The organism is Streptomyces botrytidirepellens, assembly GCF_003721215.1.
Classification (GTDB): Bacteria; Actinomycetota; Actinomycetes; order Streptomycetales; family Streptomycetaceae; genus Streptomyces; species Streptomyces himastatinicus.
Genome location: NZ_RIBZ01000041.1, coordinates 1 through 3,405, shown reverse-complemented (window position 1 = coordinate 3,405; position 3,405 = coordinate 1). Strand labels below are relative to the sequence as shown.

At 73.7% G+C, this 3,405-nt stretch carries 2 protein-coding genes and 2 pseudogenes; 2 read left to right on the top strand and 2 right to left on the bottom strand.

The window, feature by feature from the left end; translation table 11 throughout:
- A pseudogene (locus EEJ42_RS02750) lies at positions 1–196 on the top strand (DeoR family transcriptional regulator); the annotation flags it as partial.
- 89 nt (positions 197–285) lie between these two features.
- Here EEJ42_RS02750 and EEJ42_RS02745 read toward each other — a convergent pair.
- On the bottom strand, positions 286–885 hold the full coding sequence (locus tag EEJ42_RS02745; protein ID WP_123098433.1) for a TetR/AcrR family transcriptional regulator: 600 nt from the start codon (positions 883–885) through the stop codon (positions 286–288).
- Positions 886–1,029: 144 nt separating this feature from the next.
- On the opposite strand from EEJ42_RS02745, the gene EEJ42_RS02740 reads away from it, so the two are divergent.
- Positions 1,030–2,205: an alpha/beta hydrolase gene (locus EEJ42_RS02740; RefSeq protein WP_123098432.1), complete on the top strand. Its 1,176-nt coding sequence runs from the start codon at positions 1,030–1,032 to the stop codon at positions 2,203–2,205.
- A 58-nt stretch (positions 2,206–2,263) separates the two neighbouring features.
- Here the strand turns inward: EEJ42_RS02740 and EEJ42_RS02735 are convergent.
- Positions 2,264–3,405: pseudogene (locus EEJ42_RS02735) on the bottom strand (ATP-binding protein); the annotation flags it as partial.

Below are 3,405 nucleotides of genomic sequence, written 5' to 3'. Positions count from 1 at the left end.
GGGCGCGGCGCGCCAGGCGGGGCGGCTGGGCTCATCGGCCCCGCGGACCGGTGAGGACGGGCTGCCGCTGCCCGGGCCGCGCCGCAATCCGCACGGCCAGGGTCCCGGCGCCGCCCAGCTGCGCAGCACGGCGTCGCTGCCCGAGCAGCAGTCGGGCGGTGGCCGGGTGGCGGATCTGGCGCCACGGCGGCGCTGACCGGGCGGGCAAATCGCCGGGGACAGGGTCGGATCGCCGGGGCCGGGCGGGCATCGTCGGGGACCGGGCCGGATCGCCGGGGGACTGGTTCAGTGCGCCTTGAGGCCGGTGAAGGTCAAGGCGAGGAGCCGGTCCGCCAGCTCCGGGTCGTCCGGCGACTGCTCGACGGCCAGCGCGATGGCGTTGGTCAGCTGCATCAGGTCGGCGATCACCACGTCCGGCCGGACGGCCCCCGTCTGCTGGGCGCGGGCGAGCAGTTCGCTGCCCGCCTCGCGCAGCGGCAGTCGGCACCCGCGGGACAGCTCCGAACTCTCGTCGCCCGAGCACGCCATCAGGGCCTGGGCGAGTCCGCGGTAGGTGCTCGCGTGGTGGACGATCGCCCGCAGCCAGTCCACCAGCGCGGTGCACGCCTGGGGCGCCTTCGCCAGCTCGCGGGAGCGCGTCAGCAGGGCGTTCATCTCGCCCTGGAAGACGGCGCCCATGAGCGCGGTGCGGTTGGGGAAGTGCCGGTAGAGCGTGCCGATGCCGACGCCCGCGCGGCGCGCGATGTCCTCCAGCGAGGCTTCGGTGCCGTGCTGGGTGAAGGCGGTGCGCGCCTCGGTCAGCAGCCGCTCGTAGTTGCGGCGCGCGTCGGCGCGCATGGGGCGGGGGAGCGGTGGCGTGTGCGCCGGGGCTGTCTCGGTCGCCATCGCGGTCCTCCCTGCTGAGCCTTGCGGTACCTGCCTGTAAGACAAGCATGGCATGACGTGACATCGAGGTGGCGGAGACCGTCATCTCCGGGGGCGAGGAGGGGGGGAACGGATGCGGATCAACGTCCGCGCCGGGCAACGCCCATGGGACTGACCAGCCGACCGCTGGAGTATGTGGCGATCGCCACCGCCGTGGTGTGCGTCGCGCTCACGACCTGGCTGTGGCCGCGCTTCGCCGGGCGGGGCGTACGGGCGTGGCTCGGCAGGCTCGGCTCGCTGGCGGTGACCCAGGGCGCGATGGTCGCCGCGCTGGCGCTCACGGTCAACGCCCACTTCCAGTTCTACGGGTCCTGGGACGAGCTGCTGGGCCGTGGCGACGAGGCCCCCGCCGCCCTCTCGGACGCGCACGGCGGCGCGGCGGACCAGGGCGGACCGCCCGGGGCCTTGGTGCAGGCCGCGCCGCCGCAGGGTCTTGACCGGGTGCACGGGCTGCCCGCCGGGCCGCCGGAGCGGACCGGCAAGGTCGAGTCGGTGCGGATCCTGGGCCGCCGCAGCCAGGTCGCCAACCCCGCGTACGTCTCCCTGCCGCCGCAGTACTTCCAGCGGCAGTACGCCCGCCAGCGCTTCCCCGTGATCGTCGCGATCAGCGGCTACCCCGGCGGGTCCTTCCTGCTGGCCCAGCATCTGCGGGTGCCGCAGACCGCGGGCGACCTGATCCGCCGGGGGACCGTGCAGCCCGCCGTGATCGTGATGGTCCGGCCCACCATCGCCCCGCCGCGGGACACCCAGTGCGTGGACGTCCCCGGAGGGCCGCGGGCCGAGACGTACTTCGCGAAGGATCTGCCCGAGGCGCTGGCGCGCCACTACCGGATCGGCCATGACCCCAGCGCCTGGGGCGTCCTGGGCTACTCCTCGGGCGGCACCTGCGCGCTTCAGCTGGCCATGCGCCATCCGCGGGTCTACTCCGCGGCGGCCGCGCTCTCGCCCGACTACCGCGTGGTCAACGACCCCACCACCGGGGACCTGTTCGGCGGCGGCCCGGCGGGGGAGCGGCGGATGCGGGAGCACGATCTGATGTGGCGGCTGCGGAACCTGCCGCGGCCCGAGGTGTCGGTGCTGGTGGCCTCCAGCCGCCGGGGCGAGTCGAACTACGGCGCGACCCGGTCGTTCCTGGCCGCCGTCCGGCCCCCGATGCGCGCCGAGTCGATCATCCTCGACCGGGGCAGCCACAACTTCCGCACCTGGCGGCGCGAACTGCCCACGGCGCTGCGCTGGATGAGCGGACAGCTGACCTTCCCGCAGGACGTGGTGCGCCGGTAGGAGCGCGCGGGCCCCGGTCGTCGGGTGACGGCCGGGGCCCGTTGCGTGGTGCGGGGCGTCAGTCCTTGATCTCGCAGATGACCGAGCCCGAGGTGATCGAGGCGCCGACCTCGGCGCTCAGGCCCTTGATGGTGCCCGCGCGGTGGGCGTTGAGGGGTTGTTCCATCTTCATGGCTTCGAGGACGACGACGAGGTCGCCTTCGGCCACGGTGTCGCCCTCGGCGACGGCGACCTTGACGATGGTGCCCTGCATCGGGGAGGCCAGGGCATCGCCGGAGGCAGCGGAGCCGCCCTTCTTGACCGCCTTGCGCTTGGGCTTCTTCGACCCACCGGCCGCCGGGGCCGCGGCCACGCCGAGCGAGGCGGGCAGCGAGACCTCCAGCCGCTTCCCGCCGACCTCGACCACCACGACNTGGTGAAAGCCGGATCGGCGACCACGGCCCGGTGGAACGGGATCGCGGTGGCCATGCCCTCGACCTGGAACTCCGCCAGGGCGCGGGCGGCGCGCTGGAGGGCCTGGGTGCGGGTGGCGCCGGTGACGATCAGCTTCGCCAGCAGCGAGTCCCACGCCGGGCCGATGACGCTGCCGGACTCCACGCCCGCGTCCAGGCGGACGCCCGGGCCGGTGGGCGGGGCGAAGGTGGTGACGGTGCCGGGCGCGGGGAGGAAGTTGCGGCCCGGGTCCTCGCCGTTGATCCGGAACTCGAACGAGTGGCCGCGGATCTGCGGGTCGTCGTAGCCCAGCTCCTCGCCGTCGGCGATGCGGAACATCTCGCGGACGAGGTCGATGCCGGTGACCTCTTCGGTGACCGGGTGCTCGACCTGGAGGCGGGTGTTGACCTCCAGGAAGGAGATCGTCCCGTCGAGGCCGACGAGGAACTCGACGGTGCCCGCGCCGACGTATCCGGCTTCCTTGAGGATGGCCTTGGAGGCGCGGTAGAGCTCGGCGTTCTGCTCCTCGGTCAGGAACGGCGCCGGGGCTTCCTCGACGAGTTTTTGGTGGCGTCGCTGGAGGGAGCAGTCACGGGTGGAGACCACGACCACGTTGCCGTGGGTGTCGGCCAGGCACTGGGTCTCCACATGGCGGGGCTTGTCCAGGTAGCGCTCGACGAAGCATTCGCCGCGGCCGAAGGCGGCGACGGCCTCGCGGACGGCCGAGTCGTACAGCTCGGGCACTTCCTCCATCGTGCGCGCGACCTT

What these genes read in the sequence shown, in the direction of transcription:
- EEJ42_RS02745 (WP_123098433.1), bottom strand. Translation starts at nt 885, where the DNA reads ATGGCGACCGAGACAGCCCCGGCGCACACGCCACCGCTCCCCCGCCCC.
- EEJ42_RS02740 (WP_123098432.1), top strand. Translation starts at nt 1,030, where the DNA reads ATGGGACTGACCAGCCGACCGCTGGAGTATGTGGCGATCGCCACCGCC.